This is a genomic window from Vibrio sp. HENC-03 (assembly GCF_000305755.2).
Taxonomy (GTDB): domain Bacteria; phylum Pseudomonadota; class Gammaproteobacteria; order Enterobacterales; family Vibrionaceae; genus Vibrio; species Vibrio owensii.
This window is the reverse complement of the sequence record NZ_JH976122.1, coordinates 537,788-555,180: the sequence shown is the minus strand read 5'-3', so window position 1 is coordinate 555,180 and position 17,393 is coordinate 537,788. Positions and strand designations below refer to the sequence as shown.

Genomic DNA, 17,393 nt, shown 5'->3' with positions numbered 1-17,393 from the left:
TTATCTAAGTGATTAAAAAGGAAATGCTGTGAGAAATTCACTTGTTGCTACGGCGATTTTATTATCGACAAGCTTACTCACTGGGTGTAACGAATGGTTTAACCCAGAGAAAGCGGTATTCGAAAAATACAATCAACGCTTAGCAAACGTGTTAGATACATCAGAATCTGAGCTAGAAGCTTCTCCCGCTGTCACTGTTCCTGAGAAGAGAGAACTGTTTCAAGAGCTCCCTCGCCTGTCACTTGGCCTACTAGAAAGCTATCAATTGCGTCAATGTGGCCTGTTCAACTTGCTCGCAGAAAAGAACTCGCAATTGGGTAAAGTACAAGACGCCTTTTACGATTTCGACTATCAAACCAATCTGCTCAGAACGCTGAATGGTTGTTTGAATGATTACCCATTGAGTGACGAAGAAAGCACAAAACTTAACGGTTTGTACGATCAGAAATGGCATCATCTAAGCGTACATCTCGACAATATGTTGCTGACTAGCGATGCCATGCGCAAGCAATTAACCGGGTCTGAATGGTTGCCGATGGAGAGCAAAGACCAAGTTGCCCACGTACGAGACGCTTTCCTTGCTTTGGATGAAATCTACCAAACGCCCTATCGCACTCTTTCTCGCTTACCCGACGTAACCATAGTGAACTATCAAGAAGAGATTGAAAAAACACGTCTCGTTGGACGACTGTATTACACCTTGATTGATGCGACCCATTGGCTAGAACAAACCACACAAATGCTCGAAGCAAACCAAGACAAAATTATTTGTGGTGCCAACCGAGACACCACGCAGTTTCGCTATTTGAGAAACGTATTTCAGTCGATTTATGTCGGCGAGGTACAACCTTACATGGCATTTGTCGACAGTACTTATCAGCAGCTCGATGGCGGGATTAACTTAGTCGAACAAAGAATGGCCGCACATGGTGCAAATTACGGTATTGAAAAAGCACATGACCAATTTCGACAAAAGACATTGGAGCATGTGCAATTCTGGAAAGACTTATTTAAACGCTGCGGTGTGAGTGTTGGCAATCAGTAACTTCGATTTATTGAGGAACTCGCTCTCTTAGAAATCGTGCAAATCGTGGTTTTCCATTATGGGTATAGCCGTTAAAACGAAATGTGATTGTCGAGCCGATTCGCGGCGGTGACTTTCTTACATCATCGGTAAAGCCACTGCCAATGTAAAACTCTGTGCCATTGCTCAAACGCACCAGCAGCGCTCCCATCATTCCCAATAAACGTCCCGTCCCTGGTTTGTAACCGACCACTAAGGCTTCTGCATCTTCAAAACGTTTGAGCTTGAGTAAATCACTTCCTCTTCCTGCCTGATAACGGCTTGATACCTTTCTCAACATGACACCTTCACCGTCAGATTGCGAAATTTGGTCGAGTTGTTCGAACAAATGTTTCTCATCTTGAATTGCACGATGCTCAACGTACTTAATGTGAGGCGCGTCAATCGCAAACACCAAGTCCTGAATGTTGTAGTACCGTTTTCTATAATCACCCGCCGAATACGGCATATCAAACAGCATAAAATCGATTCTTTGCCATGCACTGTCTATCGGTGTTCTGTCTAAAACCGTCTGCTGAACCAGATGGAAGTTACCTCGCCCTGCCCACAATTCGCCGTCTAAAGGGTAATCAGGTAACACTCGGATAAACCAATCTGGCGCGTAAATGCGATTACCATTTCGTGTCACTAGATGTTGTCCCGTCCAGTACGCCCGAATGCCGTCAAGCTTTTCGCTATACCAGTATTGGGATACGTCTATTCCGTCTTGATAGGAATCGGCAAGTGAGACAGGTGGTAGTAAGTTGGGATCAGCTTGAGGCTGGGCGGAGGCTATTACAGCGAGGGCAATCAATGTCATTCTTAATGGCATGCGGGAACCTTGTACGAAAAAGCACCTCTATTGAACCGTACCTCTCTTTAAACGCCTAACCCACATTTTACGTTCTACGACTCAACGCAACACTCATAAGCAAATAAATGCAACTAAATACATAAAGATCGGATCGAATTAGCATTTATAAACCCCTAAAACGATTCACTTTTTTGATTCTCATATTGAGAAAAACCAGATTCTCAATATGAAACATCGTTCTACACTTATTTAATATCATGTAATTAAAGGAGTTTTTATTTGGCACGTTCCCTGCTCTATCCAAATCAGGAAATCGAATAAATGGAGAAAGCATCATGGAACTACGTAAACTTGAAACTACCCCAAACACGCTAACTATCGAATTTTTTGGCGACCTAGATGCAAAAGGCTGCCGTCAAGCACAACATCAAATTGATGAGGTGATTCACAGTGACGATCACAAGGAAGTAGAAATCAACCTGCAACACGTCCAATTTCTTGATTCTTCAGGGATTGGTGCCATTGTTTATCTATATAAGCGCCTAGTTGAACGTGAGCGTAGCATGATTATTGAAAACGTATCAGGACAGCCATTGGAGATCATGAGCCTGTTACGCATCAATCACGCTATTCCGGTCAATTCAAAAGGTCATTAAAAAAATACCGGTTAATACGGAGGTTGGCATGGTGAATCTTTTACGACAAAGTGTGTTTTGTAGTCTCGTTGTCGGCATGTTTGGTTGCTCAACGTTTAACTACCCTGATCATGGTAAGGGTGGCATGGCTGAAAGCTACCAAGATATTTCTATCGAGAATTATCAGTTTTCACCAGTGATGCCCGACGAGCCTCTTGGCCCTGAGCACGGTTTACGTTTCGATTGGCAGTTAACCAAGCTGCACTTGGATGCTTTGATTCAAGAAGGCGCGCGCTGGTGTTTCCCTGCAGCCGTCGTGCAAGCACTTGAGAAGCAAAACCGTATCGCTCGTGAGTTGGAAGGTGGACTACTTCTTGATGCAGCTAACGACATCGTGATTCAACGCCGACGCCTTAACCAGCTTGAGCAACAACTCGATTACGTATTGTCGCAAACTACGTGTAAACCACCGCAAGACATAGAAGCATTGCGCAGTGACCTAAACATCGTTGCAGACATCTATGACCTTCTGAACGTAGACAACCAATTCGCTGTCGACTCTGCGGAGATCAACCCAAAATACATGGGACATCTTGCTGAGGCGGCTTATATCCTTCGTGACCATCCATCTTTGTCGCTAGTCGTGACCGGACATGCAGACGCAACGGGCACGCCGGAATACAACCAAAAATTAGCTCAAGACCGAGCTGAGCAGGTTAAGCGTTACTTGAACGTATTCGGCATCACCTCTGACCGTGTGCAAACCAAATCTGTGGGCGAAACACTGCCCCTTTACGAAGGGCAAACACCAGCGGTTCGTTTGACTAATCGCCGCGTAAGCATCGAAGTACTAAACGCCAATTCAGACACAAGCGCAGGAATGGGAGGCACACTATGAGAATCCTCAAAGCCATTACCACCCTACTGATGCTGTGTTTAATCACCATCAATACAGCGTGGGCAGCCGAAGATGATGTGGTTAAAGTCGGCGACTTGGTACAAATCAACCTGCCCGGCGAAGCGTCTCTGAATAAAGGTTTTCAAGTTGATAAACGTGGTCGCATCAATCTGCCAGAAATCGGTCCGGTTTTTGTTGCGGGTTACAACGAGACTCAGCTTCAAAATGTCATCACCGATAACCTTAAAACTGTCTTCCGCGATGTAAGCAACGCACGTGTGTTCATCAAACAACAACAACTTTTGATTTCAGTACAGGGTTACGTGGTTAAGCCGGGAGAATACACGCTTCCATCTGGCTCCAATATTCAAATGTTCCTTTATGAAGCAGGCGGTCTACGTGCTGGTGCTCAGCTTGATAAAATCATCGTAAAGCGTGGCAACAAGAACATTGAGTTCGACTACAAACGCTTTCTCGATACTGGTGACGATTCAAAACTGCCAACTCTAGAATCATTGGACGTACTCTTCGTGCCTGCTTCACCATTGGTCGGGAATATTGAACAAGAATTCGATGCTGCGAAACTGGCAAACTCAGGCGACAGTGCCGATTCTGCCCGCGCAATTAAAGTGTTTGGTGAAGTAAACGCACCAGGCTCATTTACCTACAAACCCAACACGACACTTGTCGATGTGGTCATGCGCGCTGGCGGTGTGACTCGTTACGCTAGTGTGGAACAAATCCGCGTTATCACCAACAACACACCGATTATGTTTAACCTAAAGCGCTACCTTGATACAGGCGACCAGAGCTTGCTGCCAGAGATCCTTCCGGGTGCAACCATCTTTGTGCCAAAGCAGGAAGAAGAAATCAAAGCCGGCGCGAACGTGGTTTACGTGATGGGTGAAGTGGCTCACCCTGGTGCTTACGAAGGCAAAAAAGGCGCGAGCTTTATGGACATTCTTGCTAACGCAGGTGGTCCAACACGTTTTGCAGAATCTCGCCAAATCCGCGTAATCAAAGCAGATGGTGGCGTCATCAATTTCGACTTAACTGCTCACACCGAAGGGTTGTCTAAGCAAAAAGTACCGACAGTTGGCCCGGGTGACGCTATCTTCGTCCCTGAAAAAACCGACATGAATGAAAAGTCATGGTTGAAGGTTGCACCAAGTCGTGCGGTCGCTGTAATGGGTGAAGTGGTTCGTCCCGGTCGTATCGAATGGTCAGACGAAATGGACTTGATCGATCTAATTGCCCATGTGGGCGGCCCTACTCGCCGTGCGGACACCAGTAAGATTGAAATCTCCAACAACGGTAAAGTCACCAAGTTTGATTTGGATAAATACATCCTACAAGGCTCACCACATTCTAAGTTGCCAAGGGTTTCCGCTGGCACAGTGGTTCGTGTTCATGCGCTACCAGACGATCCATCAGACAACAAATCACAGTGGGTCAGCCAAAGCTCTGATGCATCAATTTATGTGTTCGGTCAGATCAACGCGCCGGGTCGTTACCGCTTTACTAAAGAGATGCATTTCCTAGATATCTTGTCTGCGGCTGATGGCCCAACCAAAGATGCTGATATTCATAACATCCGAGTGACGCATCGTGGTTTAGGTTACGCAAAAGTGAGCAAACTTAACCTGTCGCTTTACTTTGAAACTGGCGATGAATCAATTCTGCCAGATGTACGCCCTGGCGATACCATCTACATTCCAGAGAAAGACAAGAACTGGCTTGATCGCTCTAAAGAATCCACAGTTCGCGTACTGGGTGAAGTACATGCACCGGGTCGCTATGTCTTCAATGACAACATGACCATTCTTGACCTGCTTGCTGAAGCTGGTGGACCGAGTGACAGTGCTTACGTTGAGAAGATCAGTGTGGTTAACATGTCTTGCTGCCAAGGTCAGGCGCGTGTGTTTAACTTGGTTGAATTCAGCAAAACCGCCAACATATACGACCTGCCCGTGATTCGTGCCGGTGATACGATTTACGTTCCGCACAAAGACGAAAGTTTTGCCGAGAAAGCCCGTGCTGGCTTGCGTGACTTGCTACAAATCACCACCACCATAGTGTTAATAGGAGCGCTGTAATGACTATTCCTGCAACACATGCTGAGATTGAGCAAATCTATCTTCAAAGTGAACTCAAGGGCTACAAGTCAATTAGTGTCGTGGCTTGTCAGTCTGAAGATGGGGTTACGTCTGTGGCTTCTGCACTGGCAGAACGCTTGATTCTTGCAGGTCATAAAACACTTTATGTCGACCTGAACCTGTTCAAGCCCGCTTACAGCACGGTTCATGCTTTTGAAGAAGAACAGGAAGAAGTCGGACAATTGATCTCTCGTGAAGAAGACCATCAAACGCTGGTAGGGTTAACCGTCCCTTCCCTTGCGAGCACGCAACTCGCCTATCGCGACCCAACCATGTTGCGAAAAGCAGTCGATACGTGGCTTGAGCAATACGACCGAGTGGTAATTGACACTTCACCGCTACTGAGCATGAACCGCAGCAACATTCCTGCCCAAGTCGTTGCAGGCGTTTGCGATACCTGTGTACTGGTTGCCAGTTACGGCTCAACGACTACGAGCCAAATCGACCAAGCTAAAAAGCTATTAGAAACCAGCAATGCCAATCTGCTAGGCGCTGTACTGAACATGAAGCACAACGCAGGTTTAAAAGACGAACTGATTCGTCAGGTGAAAAAACTACGTTTTTTGCCAGAGAAGCTGAAAGCGAAAATATCGAAACAAATAAAGAACAGCGAATTATTTACCTTATAGGGAGCGCGCACTATGAATACTCAAACTGATGTAACGTTGGAGCAAGAATTGGTCGATGAGTTGATTCTTCAGCAAATGATCAAAGACACCTGTGCGGAAATCATGCCTACCTTAATCGAGCACTATATTGAGGAATCTCGTGAGCGCGTCGAAAAGATTCAGCAGGCCCTCAACAGCCAAGACAAGGAAGCGATGGAGTTTGAAGTCCACACGCTTGGTAGCTCTGCACTTGCCTTGGGTAATCGCACTCTATCGCGTCACGCTCGCACCATCGAGAAATACTGTGTTGAAGGTGATACAAAACAAGCTTTTGAGCTTTGCCAATCCTTACCAGAACTGGCAGAACAGTCTTTTACGGCGCTAAACCAAAGAAAAGAGCAAGGGTTTGAAGACTAACAACAAATTTCAGGGATTTAATTAACTAAAAAATAAAGAATTTTCTGCAATACTCACAGCGTGTGCTAATACTTAAATATAAAGATTCTCAAAATGAGAATCGAAAAGAAGCCATCAGCTTGAGGCAAGAAAAACAAACTTATCATGACAGCATGAACCTCAAGCCGACTTAACGCATTAAAACAACGAATTGAAGAAAGTTGGGAAAGGATTATGAGACCAAGGGTGTTACTGGTAGAAGACTCTACTTCACTAGCCATACTTTATAAGCAGTACGTCAAGGATGAGCCTTACGACATCTTCCACGTAGAAACGGGACGTGAGGCGATTCAATTCATTGAACGCAGCAAACCGCAACTTATCATTCTCGACCTTAAACTTCCGGACATGTCGGGCGAAGACGTGTTGGACTGGATTAATGAAAACGAGATCCCGACCTCCGTCATCATCGCAACGGCGCACGGCAGTGTCGACCTAGCGGTCAATCTGATCCAGAAAGGCGCAGAAGACTTCCTAGAGAAGCCAATCAATGCTGATCGTTTAAAAACCTCAGTCGCTCTTCACTTAAAACGCGCCAAATTAGAAAATCTCGTCGAGAACATTCAATCGACCTTTGATCGCCACAACTACCATGGCTTCATTGGCTCTAGCCTACCGATGCAAGCGGTATATAAAACCATTGATGCGGTTGCTCCAACCTCTGCAAGCGTGTTTATCGTTGGTGAAAGTGGTACGGGTAAGGAAGTGTGTGCAGAAGCAGTTCACAGACAAAGTGATCGCAGAGACAAACCTTTCATTGCCATTAACTGTGGTGCTATCCCTCGCGATTTGATGGAAAGTGAAATTTTCGGTCACGTAAAAGGCGCGTTTACCGGCGCAACCACCGACCGTAAAGGTGCTGCAACGCTAGCCCACGGCGGCACACTATTCCTAGACGAACTGTGTGAAATGGAACTTGAGATGCAGAAAAAACTTCTACGTTTTCTGCAAACCGGAACCTACACCCCGCTTGGTGGCACCAAAGAGATGAAGGTGGATGTTCGGATTATCTGTGCAACCAACCGAGATCCATTAACCGAAGTGGAAGAAGGCCGTTTCCGTGAAGACTTGTACTATCGTGTGCACGTCGTGCCAATCGATATGCCACCACTCCGCGAACGTGGTAGTGACATTGTCACACTTGCTAAGCATTTCTTAACCACATACGCGAAGCAGGATAAGAAGAAGTTCAGCAATATCGACAGCGAAGCCCAGCATGTGATTAAGCATTATGACTGGCCAGGCAATGTGCGTCAGTTGCAAAACATCATTCGCAACATAGTCGTGTTGAATGACGATGACAAAGTGACGCTGGCACACCTACCCGCTCAACTGACTCGCAAACCGTCAAAAGCACGCACCGTCACACCACCTCATGTTGAAAGTGCTCAAGTAGCTAACGTAAATCCAGTCTCCACTGCAACGCCAATGCAAGCACAACCTTTAGAAAGTGCGCCTGTAGAAACATCTGCACAACCGGAGTTCTCCTCAACTATGGTTGCGAACGAAGCGCCTCCAGCAAGCCCTGCGGCGCAAGTGTCATCACCTTACTTCAATTCCGATGGCACCATTCGTCCAATGTGGAAAGTTGAGCGAGAGGCGATTCAAAACGCCATTGCGTATTGTGATGGTAACGTTCTTAACGCAGCGGTGATGTTGGAGCTTAGCCCTTCCACTGTGTATCGCAAAAAACAAGCGTGGGAAGCGGATGAAGCTAATCTCGAACAATCTTGAGATCCCAATCGTTGGCGAAGTTTGGATTCTGCTGGATAGCCGCATTTACGGTGGCATTGAAAGCCATGTAGTCGAACTCGCCACTGGCTTGCAATCCTTTCATGTTAACGTACGAGTTGTGTTGGTGGTGGAATACGATCCACCAGCACCACTTATCGACAAATTAAACCAGGCTCAAATCCCTGTGAGTTATTTGTGGCACCTGTGCCCAAAGTCAGAACGGTCAAAGACCATTCCAGTCAAACAAATCACTGGCGCGGTGGCTGAACATCAACCCAGCGTTATTCACACCCACGGATACAAAGCGGCACTGTTAGCCAGAAGCGCAAAGCTATTCACTCGTACTTTTCCCCGCTTAATCTCCACCTACCACGCCGGAGAAACACCAACGGGCAAAGTTTGGGCGTATGACTGGCTGGACCGATATTCCGCGCAGCTCTCTGATCACAGCTTTGCGGTGAGTCAGGCCATTCAAGACAAGCTCCCCACTCAATCAGAATTGCTCAATAACTTTGTTACGATTCCCGAACAGCATTGTCGCTACAAAGAAATCGCATTTGTTGGTCGCCTAAGCCATGAGAAAGGCGCGGACCGCTTCATCGATATTGCCCGCCAAATTCCTGATGTCGAGTTCTCAATTTATGGTGACGGCCCCGAAAAACCGAGACTCGTAGAAAGTGCACCAACCAACGTGATATTTCACGGCCATCAAAGTGACATGGATGCCGTTTGGCGCAATATCAGCGTTCTCGTCATTTCATCGCGCTATGAGGGCTTGCCAATGGCGGCGTTAGAGGCGATGGCGCGTGGTATCGTTGTGATAAGCCTTGACGTTGGTCGCCTTCCTGATTTGATCCAAGATGGGCAAAATGGATTCCTCGCTCACGATATTCCGGCACTAACCGACAAGATCAATAACTGGTTGGAAATGAGCCATAGCGAACAATACCCAATGCGCCACAAAGCAATTGAGACCATCAAAGCGCACTATTCCTCTCGCAGCATCATTCCTATTCTGATTGAACGCTACCAAATTGAGAATCACACTTGATGCATATCCATTCTCAATTTGAGAAGTTTCGTATCTGACTTTTACGTCCACTTCATTTCCCATTTAAAAACAGACACTTAAATCAATAGCATATTTTGGCATCTCGGTTGCAATAGCTAATCCAAACAGATTGGCTAACTGAGGTAACGACTATGACTACTCCAAAACGCATTCTTTACGTTCATTATGGTGATAACTGGATTCGCGGCAGCGAAGTAGTACTGCTTGACCTCATCACAAATATTGACCGCGACCAGTACCAACCGATTGTCTGGTCAAACTGTGAGCCTTTGATTGAAAAATGCCAATCTCTAGGCATCGAAGCAGAACATTCGAATTTCAGCCTTGTTGGCGGTTGGAACACACCTCGTTGGGACATCAGCGGTTGGAACGATTTGATCAAACAAGGCACAGCGTTGATCGAAAAGCACAACATTGACCTTGTCCACGTAAACAGTGGCGGCCCATGCCAATGGATGTGCTTAGCTGCTCGAATGAATCACATCCCTTTGGTAACGCAACTTCATTGCCACTACACCTTACGTGACCGCTTCTCATTGGGTCTGCACCTGTCTCCAAAATTGATTTGCGTGAGTAAAGATGTGGGTCACGAGATTCTGAAAGATGGCTACCCAGAAGAACATCTTCATGTCGTTCATAACGGCGTGTCATTGGAGAGTCACGATGCACCTATCGATGTCAAAGATCGTCTGGGCATTCCTCACCAAGCATTCACCTTTATTTCGGTTGGATCTCTCATTAAACGCAAAGGCTTTGACCGCTTAATCCAAGCCATGCGTATGCACAACTACCATCAACATAATCCACATTTGGTGATTGTTGGTGATGGTGAAGAACGTATCACGTTGAAGCAGTTAGCCGTTGATTTAGGTGTGGAGGATCGTGTGCATTTTGTTGGTGAACAACACAACGCTGGAGATTGGATGAAAGGTAATGTAGATGCCTTCATCAGTGGTGCTTACGAAGAGGCATTTGGTCTTGTTCTTGGTGAGGCAGCACTAGCGAAGTTACCAATCATTGCACCAAAAACAGGTGGCATCCCAGAATTGTTTGAGCACAACCACAGTGCCCTATTGTTCGCTAATCACGGTATGGCAAGTCTGTTAAATGCGATTCAGCAGATGATTCAAGATGCGCCGCTACGAAATAAGCTAGCCGAGAATGCGCATCAACACGCGAATCAGCGTCTGACGGTTTCTGCCTCAGTCAAAGCGATTGAAGACATTTACCGTGATGAACTGACGCAGAAAGAACTGACACCCATGCCTGTCAGCCACTGCATGAAACCAATTTCGCGCTGGTTAAACATCAACTAAGGAGCTCACCATGAAACGTGTATTGATGTTTGACGCCATCCCAATGCAAGGCGGTTCGAAAATTGCCAACGCTGAGTTGATTAAACAGTGTGACCAACGTGACGTGATTAGCTATGTCGCGACGACAAATCCAGAACACTGGACTGCAACATTCAGCTCAAACCCTCGCGTACAGGTATTGAAAATCAAGCGTTCTCCAATCACGTCTCATCATGGTATCGCTTATTGGTTGATGAACTGTTTTTACCTGGTGCAACTGATTTTGGTCACGTTCAAACTACCAAAACTCGACTGGTTTATGGGTTTGTCTTCACCAAACAACGACATGCCTTTGTACCTGCTTCGTCTGTTTAATCGCAAATCTATCGTGCAAATGGTGCATGGTCCGGTCGGCGTGTCTCGCTCATCTGGCTACTGCTTAGTAAAAGCGTCTGCGATTCATTATTTATCGAACACTCGTGCTTCCATGATTGATGCGCTTGCTGCCTATTTAAAAATGCCAAAACCGGCGGTAGAGCGTTTTTGGACAACCTTAAACACCTCTTCGTTTGTGAACGGCTTGTCTTCAGAACGCGCACCAAAGCAAGCGAACCCGATTTCTAATCGAGTGTTCTGGGCTGCCAGCCTCTTGAAATGGAAGAATGTTGACCTGTTGCTCGACGCGATGAAGTTGGATGAGTCAGCGAACCTAAACGCGACCATCTGTTACATCAAACCTAACATTGAAGGCGTTGAATGCTCACAACCAGATTTCACTCAAGCAAACGTTGAATGGCACGAATCACCAGACAACCTTGACGAGCTGCGAGCACAGTGTGGTGTGTTTGTGTCGACCAGTGAGAACGAACCGTTTGGATTATCAATTTTAGAGGCGTTAGCCGCTGGTATGTGTGTCGTGATTCCACATGACGATAGCTATTGGGATCGAGTGTTAACCCATGGAAAGAACTGCATTAAATACACACCAAAAGACGCCGCTTCTCTTCACAATGCCATTCGACTTTTAAACGAAGCGCCTTGGCTAAAAGTCACAATGGGGATGGAGGCACTGAACGTTGCGAGTTTATACACCGCAGAACGTTGTTACTTCGACATTACCCAACAGCTTTGTACTGACCCGACTAATAAAGCTCAAGACAGCGCAAAGAAGCGCGACAACGTCAAAGGATATGACCATGTCTAAAGCCATGACCAATATGTCACTGTTCGCCATTGCGTTGGTGATCAACAAAAGCATCAGCTTAATCATGCTGCCAGTGCTTCCTCAATTTCTCTCGCCAGAGCAAATGGGCAAGCTTGAATTGCTGACCTCTTTCGGTGTTGTCACTGCCCTACTTGCGAGCATGGCAATGCACGAGGCGCTGTACCGCTTTGTTGGTGTAGAGAAAGACGGCAAGAAGAAAGTGACCATGCTCAACCAGATCTACTCACTTTCTGTTTGGATCGCCGCGGCAATTGGTTTGGTTTTACTGTTTGCGATTCTAGTTGCCCCGATTCCTAGCCCGTTTTCTCAATTTGAATTTATCGTGCTGATGTTGGCAATTATCTTGGAAGGTGCGATTGGTATCGGTACTGCTTGGCTGCGCATGCAAGATGATAAAGCGAAAACCCTGCTAAGTGTGATGGTCACAACCACCGTTCTTCAAGTTGTATTCATTGTCACCGCTTTAATGATTCACCCACACGTCATTTCTGTCTTACTTGGTGGTCTACTGGCCGCTGTTATCCAATTTACCTGGCTGCACATTATCAATAAATACAGAGTTGCCATGCCTGACGTGGCGATCGCAAAGCAACATCTGCATTACTGCATCCCTGTCATGATGTCTGCGCTGGTTGCTTTTTGCTTGAATGGAGCTGAGCGTTGGTTCATTGGCGCCAATGCTTCATTAGCAACACTTGGTGTGTACGCGATTGCAGTAAAGTTTGCCATTGGCATGTGTATTTTGGTTCAACCATTCGGTATGTGGTGGATGCCACGTCGCTTTGCGTATCTAGAGCGTAATCGTGGTAAGGAAGCCGTTAGAATTTCTCACTTCGGTATGATTTATATTGCAGCACTCACAGTTCTAGTTGCGACGCTTGCCTTCATTATGATCAGCCAGTTTTTACCAGAAACGTACCAAGAAGCCGCGCTTTACACCTTGTTCCTTCTGCCAATCGCTATGATCAAAGAATGGAGCGAACTGCTGAACATCGCGATTCTTTACAAACGCCGCACTCGTTGGTTACTGGGAATAAACGTCGTGGCCGCTGGCGTCGCAATTACTCTTCTATTTGCGCTTTCTTCTCTTGGTATTTATGGCGTATTCATCGCGCTTTACTACGCGCAACTAGCCAAACTGGCGATGACGTTCGTGATTGGACAACAGTGCATGCAGCTTCCTTTCCACCTAAGTTTGATGGTCGCATTACAAATCATCTCAGGAGTGGCATTGTTCCTGCTTTACTCTACTCAATCCATCGGAAGCGCGATCGTGATTTGCATTTTGACATGCACACTGCTTGCAGGCATCGCCTTCCGATACATGTCTAAGGAAACACGTAACAATCTTGTGATGAGATTAAGAACGGAAGCGAAAAGAGTGACGTTATGAATGCCACGGATGTGAGACCAACCCAAATCATCGCTGCGATAACCATTACTGTGGTTATCGCTTTAGCGTGGTTGGTTATGCCGCATCCGATTTTGATTGTCGCAATTTGTTTTGCTCCGCTTGCCATCTTGTTTGTGCTCAACCAAACCTTTTGGCTAGTGACTTTGTTTGTCATCTTCTCTTTCTTTCGAATTCACGAAGCGTTTCCGGTTATCTACAACTTCAAAATCCCGCTGTTGTTGTCTTTAGGTGCACTTGGCGCGTTATCTTTTCATCTATTGATCAGTCGTCAGCTATCGGTCTTCTGGCATCCTTCTTTAAAGTGGCTGTTCATCTTCTGGGCGTTAGTCATCATCGGTATTGTGTTCGCCTCAGCACGCGACATCGCGATTACCGTGTTCAAGAATACGTATTGGAAGATCATTGTGATGACACTGGCGATCACTTGGCTTATCACCACACCCAAACAGCTCGCACAAATGTCAAAAGCGATTATCGTTGCTGGGTTGTTGGTCGGACTCGTTGCGCTCTATAACGCCACGAACGGCATTGATATTGTGGAAGGAACGCGTGTGTCGATTGGCCGGTCGTTCGGCTCGGTATTAGGCGACCCCAATGACTTGGCGCTGGTTTTGATGTTCCCCCTCGCCTTTACGGTGAGCCAATTGGTTGAGAAACGGTCGTCGATGTGGCTGCGAGGGTTCGCGCTGCTCACTTGTATCATTCTGTTTATGTCTATCCTTGAGACACAAAGCCGCGGTGGTTTATTGGGAGCACTGTCAGTCTTCGCGTATTTCGCGTTCAAACACATCAAGAGCAAGGCACTGGTTGTCTTCCTAGGCTTAATCGCAGCTTTGATTCTTTATGCTGTAGCTGGGATCTCTGGGCGAGCATCGGGCGGCGCAGCAGAAGCCGGTATTGATGCCTCGGCAATGGGACGTTTGTACGCGTGGGAAGCCGCTTTCAAAATGGCACTCGATAACCCAATAACAGGCGTTGGTTTAGAGAACTTCTACTACAACTACTTCTTCTATAGCCCACATTGGGATGGCATTAACCATGCGGTGCACAGTACTTGGTTTGGTGTACTGGCTGAAACCGGTTTTGTTGGTTTAGCGGTTTTCATTACTCTGATTGTTTCTCTGGTAAAAACGTCATTGAGTTCCATTTCACTTCTGACTGAAAAATCCCACTTCACGCTTTCTGTAGGTGCAAACGCGGTACTGAGCGGACTTATCGGCACCATAGTCTCAGGGACCTTCCTCACCCAAGGCTTCACTTGGCCGATTTACATACTTGCCGCACTAACCATAGTGATAAATCGCATCGTTCAAACTGATTGTCAAAATGAGAAATCTTCACTCTCTCAAATTAAGAAATAACCTAACTTATTGTTTTAATAATACTTAATTCCTTGGCACGCATCGTGATACGTCTTTGAGTAACAACAACGAATCAATTGGCTCAAGGAGAGAACGATGACAGATATCGTAGTATTTGGAGAAGACTTCGGCGGCTTGCCATCTTCCACTCAACATCTGATAAAGCACCTAGCGAACAACCATCGTATTCTTTGGGTCAATTCTATTGGCTTAAGGCAGCCAAAATTTACGCCGAAAGACGCTAAACGCCTCGTCACCAAACTGACCAGTTCGGTTAAACAACAAGACAAAGTCCAAACGCCTTTCGGTCGTGAAGAAGACGCAAACATTCACACCATTACTCTGTTGACGATTCCGGCTCCCAAATCGAAGTGGGCACGTAGCGTCGCGACGAAAATGATGAAACATCAACTGAACAAAAAGCTGAATGAGCTCGGCTTTCAACATGCCGTTTTTTGGACATCACTGCCTACCGCTGTGGATATTTGCCGAGAAATGAGCACTAAAGGCATTGTTTATTACTGTGGAGACGACTTTGGCGCGCTAGCAGGTGTGGATCATCAAACCGTTTTGGAACATGAAGCAGACCTTATTAATAGTGCAGACCTGATTCTGGCCGCGAGTGACAAACTTGCCGCTGAGTTTCCGCAAGAGAAAACCGTTACCCTACCGCATGGTGTAGATTTCAATTTGTTCTCAGAGCCAGCGGCAAAAGCGCAAGATATGCCAAACAATGGTCGTAAGGTCCTTGGTTTTTACGGCAGCCTCTCTGAATGGTTAGACTACCGTTTGATAGAGCAAGTGGCCGATCAAGCGCAGGATTGGGACTTGGTCTTTATTGGTCCAAATGAACTTCCTCACAACCCGTTGCCTCAACGAAGCAACGTCCATTACCTAGGACCACGAGCACATCAAGATTTACCTGGCTACTCACAACATTGGGATGCGAGCTGGCTGCCATTCGTCGATAACGCGCAAATTCAAGCCTGTAATCCACTTAAACTGTTGGAATACCTCGCAACAGGTACACCAGTCATCAGTACGGCTTTCCCAGCACTTAAACCCTACCAACACATGTTGCATGTTGTGGCGGACGTGGATGATGTTTGTGCAAGCCTCAATCACTTACTTCCACCACCAGAAGGATCACTCTCGATCATCCAACAACAAAGTTGGCAATCAAGAGCACGTCAAGTTGAGCAATTAGTGAGGGCGTTATGAACGATTTAAGAGACAACATCACCCTATTACTGCATGGTGCATGGCGACGTCGTTACCTGATTGTCATTCCTATGTTGGTGTTACCAATCTTGGGGTTTGTCGTCAGTAAAATGATGCCGACGAAATATGTGGCGCACACGAGCATGTTGATTCAAGAAACAGCAAAAATGAACCCGTTCCTGGAGGACCTTGCCGTCTCGACTATGCTGAAAGACCGCTTGAGCGCATTAAGCACCTTACTAAAAAGCCGTCATGTGCTGTATTCGGTTGCTCAGGAGCAAGGCTTGATTGACGACACCATGGATCCGAAAGAGCAAGAGTTCATCATTAAAGATCTTGCCAATCGCCTCACGGTTCAACAACTTGGCAAAGATTTTATTCAAATCCAGTTAACCAGTGGTAAATCTGAAGGGATGGAAGAAGTGCTTGGTTCCGTCAGCGACCATTTTGTTGAACAGTTGCTCGCGCCAGAGCGCTCTTCAATTAAAGACTCAAGCCACTTTCTTACCATTCACATCGATAAACGCCGCGAAGAATTGGATAAAGCCGAGCAAGCGTTTGCCGAGTACAAAAACGCTTACTCGCACGCGACACCAGAGATGCAAGCACAAAGCCTGACTCGTTTAGCGAGCCTAAAGCAAACATTGGCAGAGAAAGAAGCGGAGCTTGCAGGTGTAAAACGCAGCTTGGGTAGCTTGGACCAACAGCTTTCGAAGACCAACCCAGTGATCGGTAAGATTGAGGAACAAATCATCGAGATCCGCAGTGAACTCACCCTACTACGAGCCAAGTACACAGAAGCGCACAGTATGGTTCAAGGTAAGCTGCGCGAGCTAAATCGCCTAGAGCAAGAGCGTTCAGTTCTACTCAACTCAAATCAACCAGAGATGAACAGTAATCAGCTTTGGGATATCGCCAGTACAGCAACGGTAAGCAATATTGGTGATGCGCAACCTCTGCTTGTTTCTCAGCTTCATCAATTGCAAATCATGCGCGGTCGATACGAATCGCTTCAGGAAGAAACCATTAGCCTGCAAAGTATGATTCAGGAGCTAGAAGTCAATGCAAACCGTTTTGGTAGTACCACAACTGAAATCAACCGTCTAGCTCGCGACGTGACAGTAAAACGCGAGTTGTATGACGAACTGGTTGAACGTTATGAAATGGCACAGCTCACCGGATCTTTAGGTGTGTTTGAGGAAAACAAACGTGTGAAAGTCATTGATGAACCTTACACACCAACGATTCCTGCCAACCTGCCAGCGTTTGTATTTGTCATTTTAGGATTCATTGGCGGAGCAGGTTTAGGGATCGGTTTGGCAACCATTGTTGAATTAGCAGACAACTCCATTCGCTCTCGTAAAACACTCGAGAAACACCTTGGGGTCCCAGTGATTACGACCATTCCAAAAATAGCCTTTTAGACCGAATACTTGATTGC

15 protein-coding genes are annotated in these 17,393 nt (G+C 46.4%); 14 read left to right on the top strand and 1 reads right to left on the bottom strand.

Annotation, left to right across the window (positions count from 1 at the left end; genetic code table 11):
• Positions 1 to 28: 28 nt before the first annotated feature.
• Positions 29 to 1,045 (top strand): DUF3080 domain-containing protein, encoded by a 1,017-nt coding sequence (locus VCHENC03_RS12850; RefSeq protein ID WP_009706067.1) that lies wholly within the window; start codon positions 29 to 31, stop codon positions 1,043 to 1,045.
• A 7-nt stretch (positions 1,046 to 1,052) separates the two neighbouring features.
• Here the strand turns inward: VCHENC03_RS12850 and VCHENC03_RS12855 are convergent, their stop codons facing one another.
• Positions 1,053 to 1,895, bottom strand: coding sequence for a DNA ligase (locus VCHENC03_RS12855; RefSeq protein WP_009706066.1), 843 nt, complete (start codon positions 1,893 to 1,895; stop codon positions 1,053 to 1,055).
• A 317-nt stretch (positions 1,896 to 2,212) separates the two neighbouring features.
• On the opposite strand from VCHENC03_RS12855, the gene VCHENC03_RS12860 reads away from it, so the two are divergent.
• The 13 genes from VCHENC03_RS12860 (at position 2,213) to VCHENC03_RS12920 (ending at position 17,376) form a co-directional block, all read left to right on the top strand.
• Positions 2,213 to 2,533 carry an STAS domain-containing protein gene (locus tag VCHENC03_RS12860; protein WP_005440957.1) on the top strand — a complete coding sequence of 107 codons (321 nt, stop codon included), beginning with the start codon at positions 2,213 to 2,215 and terminating at the stop codon, positions 2,531 to 2,533.
• 28 nt (positions 2,534 to 2,561) lie between these two features.
• A complete protein-coding gene (locus tag VCHENC03_RS12865; RefSeq protein ID WP_009706065.1) occupies positions 2,562 to 3,410 on the top strand; it encodes an OmpA family protein in 849 nt (282 codons plus the stop codon).
• A complete protein-coding gene (locus VCHENC03_RS12870) occupies positions 3,407 to 5,506 on the top strand; it encodes an SLBB domain-containing protein (RefSeq protein WP_009706064.1) in 2,100 nt (699 codons plus the stop codon). Before VCHENC03_RS12865 ends, VCHENC03_RS12870 begins: the two co-directional genes overlap by 4 nt.
• Positions 5,506 to 6,195 carry an AAA family ATPase gene (locus VCHENC03_RS12875; RefSeq protein ID WP_009706063.1) on the top strand — a complete coding sequence of 230 codons (690 nt, stop codon included), beginning with the start codon at positions 5,506 to 5,508 and terminating at the stop codon, positions 6,193 to 6,195. Before VCHENC03_RS12870 ends, VCHENC03_RS12875 begins: the two co-directional genes overlap by 1 nt.
• Before the next feature lie 12 nt (positions 6,196 to 6,207).
• Positions 6,208 to 6,591: an Hpt domain-containing protein gene (locus tag VCHENC03_RS12880; protein WP_005440949.1), complete on the top strand. Its 384-nt coding sequence runs from the start codon at positions 6,208 to 6,210 to the stop codon at positions 6,589 to 6,591.
• 213 nt (positions 6,592 to 6,804) lie between these two features.
• Positions 6,805 to 8,364, top strand: a complete 1,560-nt coding sequence (locus tag VCHENC03_RS12885) for a sigma-54-dependent transcriptional regulator (protein WP_032802722.1) — start codon at positions 6,805 to 6,807, stop codon at positions 8,362 to 8,364.
• Complete coding sequence (locus VCHENC03_RS12890) at positions 8,339 to 9,415, top strand: glycosyltransferase family 4 protein (protein WP_009706061.1); 1,077 nt, start codon at positions 8,339 to 8,341, stop codon at positions 9,413 to 9,415. Before VCHENC03_RS12885 ends, VCHENC03_RS12890 begins: the two co-directional genes overlap by 26 nt.
• A gap of 152 nt (positions 9,416 to 9,567) precedes the next feature.
• Positions 9,568 to 10,752 carry a glycosyltransferase gene (locus tag VCHENC03_RS12895; RefSeq protein WP_009706060.1) on the top strand — a complete coding sequence of 395 codons (1,185 nt, stop codon included), beginning with the start codon at positions 9,568 to 9,570 and terminating at the stop codon, positions 10,750 to 10,752.
• Positions 10,753 to 10,762: 10 nt separating this feature from the next.
• Positions 10,763 to 11,935, top strand: a complete 1,173-nt coding sequence (locus VCHENC03_RS12900) for a glycosyltransferase family 4 protein (RefSeq protein WP_009706059.1) — start codon at positions 10,763 to 10,765, stop codon at positions 11,933 to 11,935.
• Complete coding sequence (locus tag VCHENC03_RS12905; protein WP_009706058.1) at positions 11,928 to 13,349, top strand: lipopolysaccharide biosynthesis protein; 1,422 nt, start codon at positions 11,928 to 11,930, stop codon at positions 13,347 to 13,349. Before VCHENC03_RS12900 ends, VCHENC03_RS12905 begins: the two co-directional genes overlap by 8 nt.
• Positions 13,346 to 14,731 carry an O-antigen ligase family protein gene (locus VCHENC03_RS12910; RefSeq protein WP_009706057.1) on the top strand — a complete coding sequence of 462 codons (1,386 nt, stop codon included), beginning with the start codon at positions 13,346 to 13,348 and terminating at the stop codon, positions 14,729 to 14,731. Before VCHENC03_RS12905 ends, VCHENC03_RS12910 begins: the two co-directional genes overlap by 4 nt.
• A gap of 96 nt (positions 14,732 to 14,827) precedes the next feature.
• Positions 14,828 to 15,952, top strand: a complete 1,125-nt coding sequence (locus tag VCHENC03_RS12915; protein ID WP_009706056.1) for a glycosyltransferase — start codon at positions 14,828 to 14,830, stop codon at positions 15,950 to 15,952.
• Positions 15,949 to 17,376 (top strand): GumC family protein, encoded by a 1,428-nt coding sequence (locus VCHENC03_RS12920; RefSeq protein WP_009706055.1) that lies wholly within the window; start codon positions 15,949 to 15,951, stop codon positions 17,374 to 17,376. Before VCHENC03_RS12915 ends, VCHENC03_RS12920 begins: the two co-directional genes overlap by 4 nt.
• Positions 17,377 to 17,393 lie beyond the last annotated feature (17 nt).

Coding starts and splice junctions, on each gene's coding strand:
- VCHENC03_RS12880 (WP_005440949.1), top strand. CDS start 6,208: ATGAATACTCAAACTGATGTAACGTTGGAGCAAGAATTGGTCGATGAG.
- VCHENC03_RS12905 (WP_009706058.1), top strand. CDS start 11,928: ATGTCTAAAGCCATGACCAATATGTCACTGTTCGCCATTGCGTTGGTG.
- VCHENC03_RS12900 (WP_009706059.1), top strand. CDS start 10,763: ATGAAACGTGTATTGATGTTTGACGCCATCCCAATGCAAGGCGGTTCG.
- VCHENC03_RS12875 (WP_009706063.1), top strand. CDS start 5,506: ATGACTATTCCTGCAACACATGCTGAGATTGAGCAAATCTATCTTCAA.
- VCHENC03_RS12890 (WP_009706061.1), top strand. CDS start 8,339: ATGAAGCTAATCTCGAACAATCTTGAGATCCCAATCGTTGGCGAAGTT.
- VCHENC03_RS12865 (WP_009706065.1), top strand. CDS start 2,562: ATGGTGAATCTTTTACGACAAAGTGTGTTTTGTAGTCTCGTTGTCGGC.
- VCHENC03_RS12920 (WP_009706055.1), top strand. CDS start 15,949: ATGAACGATTTAAGAGACAACATCACCCTATTACTGCATGGTGCATGG.
- VCHENC03_RS12895 (WP_009706060.1), top strand. CDS start 9,568: ATGACTACTCCAAAACGCATTCTTTACGTTCATTATGGTGATAACTGG.
- VCHENC03_RS12910 (WP_009706057.1), top strand. CDS start 13,346: ATGAATGCCACGGATGTGAGACCAACCCAAATCATCGCTGCGATAACC.
- VCHENC03_RS12870 (WP_009706064.1), top strand. CDS start 3,407: ATGAGAATCCTCAAAGCCATTACCACCCTACTGATGCTGTGTTTAATC.
- VCHENC03_RS12855 (WP_009706066.1), bottom strand. CDS start 1,895: ATGCCATTAAGAATGACATTGATTGCCCTCGCTGTAATAGCCTCCGCC.
- VCHENC03_RS12915 (WP_009706056.1), top strand. CDS start 14,828: ATGACAGATATCGTAGTATTTGGAGAAGACTTCGGCGGCTTGCCATCT.
- VCHENC03_RS12885 (WP_032802722.1), top strand. CDS start 6,805: ATGAGACCAAGGGTGTTACTGGTAGAAGACTCTACTTCACTAGCCATA.
- VCHENC03_RS12860 (WP_005440957.1), top strand. CDS start 2,213: ATGGAACTACGTAAACTTGAAACTACCCCAAACACGCTAACTATCGAA.